A 1,808-nucleotide genomic window follows, 5' to 3' on the forward strand; every position below is an offset into this window, starting at 1 on the left:
CTATTTGCCTATTTTCGCAGTAGTGAGCACAAGTCCCGGCAAAACTATCTCAAGCTCCTGCGTCATCCGTTTGAGGACTATGTGCTCAACGAATATGCCCAAGCCTACCTGAGCGCTCATGGGCTAGCGTCTCGCCATTTAGAGAAACTGAGCTTTTCTGAGCAGGTGATTTGTCAGGGTGAATCGGCATGGGCAGCTTATTTAGAGCGCCTTGATATCGTCACCCCGCTCGCGGTTAGGTTGGTCACCGAAGCGGCTTTGCTCGGCAGTGTGATTAGCCATGGGGTGTCACCTGAGTTGATTATCCTCAGTGATGGTGCGCCGCAGTTTGTCTTGTTCGTCCATGCCCTGTGCTGGATACATATGGAACGTACCCTGCGCAAATTGAGCGGCGAAACCCCTGCGCAGCTCAACGAAATTGAAGCCCTGCGCTATCAGCTGTGGGCCTACTACCAAGCCTTGAAGTTTTATCGCCAAGACCCCTCTGCTGACGATATACCTGCATTCAACCGAGGCTTTGATGCCATCTTTGCACAGACCTTCGAGGACAATGCGCCCTTAAACGCGGTGCTCAAGCAGTTTACCAACCACAAGGCAGAACTCCTGCGCGTCCTGGAGATGCCAGCGCTGCCTTTGCATACCAATGCCGCTGAATCTGATATTCGCGAGATGGTCACTCGTCGTAAGATTAGTGGCACCACTCGCCATGACTTGGGCAGGCAGGCGCGTGACACCTTTGTCGGCCTCAAAAAAACCTGTCGCAAGCTGGGCTTTTCGTTCTGGCAATATTTGACCTCCAGGCTCAAACACGATGACACTGTTCCCTTGTTGCCTGATGTCATTAGACAAAGAGCGGCTCAGGCAACGGCTCAGGCCCTGCCTGCTGAGTCGGCTTGTTTTGTTGCAAGCTAAAACAAGCTTGCCTTCTACCAGCGGTTATTGAGCTATTGCTGGCAAACTTCTCATTGGTGAGAATATGGGCGGGGGGGTAAGCCCCAATCGCATTAATAGCAACGAGACCGGGATTAAATTGCCTAGCCATTGAACCAGGTGCCACACCCAGCCTGGGGCTTTTTGCATAAACCCCCCGAAAAGGTAAATTCCAGATTGAGACAGTCAAGACTCAGGGTAGAAGCCGGGTTTAGTAGTACATTTATTCTTTGTCATAGTTTGCTGGTGCAGAGTACTGTCTAGACTCTGCGCCAGTAAACATATTCAACGGCAAGTATATAATTTCTCTAGCTTTATCAGCTAGTTTTAAGAATATACTTTGAGCCACCGTCTTTGATTGTTTTTAATAATTTGTCGATAGTCAATTGTCTCATTAGAGGCGCATCCTCTCATCTGATTTTAGCTATTGCACCTGTAGTCAAACGCCAGAATACTTACCGTTCAGGAACATAGCCTGAAATATTAGGAGAGTTCTTTGGTGCCGATAGTGAATTCTGAAAACCAGGAAAAGACACTATTTAGAAAACCTTCTACGGTGTCGTGATCACAAAATTTAGCTCCACTTAGCTACCGCATTAACTAAACGAAAGTATTGATAGATAGTGCTTAGGTTTTATCAATACTTTGAAAGCACTCAATAGGCCATCGCCTTGATGAATGGCACATGGCCATATCTATCAGCAGGCCACGCTCAATAGACCTAGCTTAATACCAAGTGCGTTGACGGATAAGATGCAAAGCATCATGGTGCTCAGTTGGGTATTAGGTGACAGTGGGTATAGGCGAGTGACGACAGCGGGGTAGTCGGGTAATCAGGATCTCATCAGGCAGCGTAGAGTGCAGTCAAAGCCAAGATC

The 1,808-nt window shown here is 48.3% G+C and carries 1 protein-coding gene; it reads left to right on the forward strand.

What is annotated here, in order from left to right; translation table 11 throughout:
- On the forward strand, window positions 1-912 hold a 912-nt coding region (locus CKL79_RS22300; protein WP_141242221.1), incomplete at its 5' end, for a transposase.
- Between the last annotated feature and the right edge of the window lie 896 nt (window positions 913-1,808).

The sequence above is a fragment of the Leptolyngbya sp. BC1307 genome (assembly GCF_002286735.1).
Taxonomy (GTDB): Bacteria; Cyanobacteriota; Cyanobacteriia; order Phormidesmidales; family Phormidesmidaceae; genus Phormidesmis.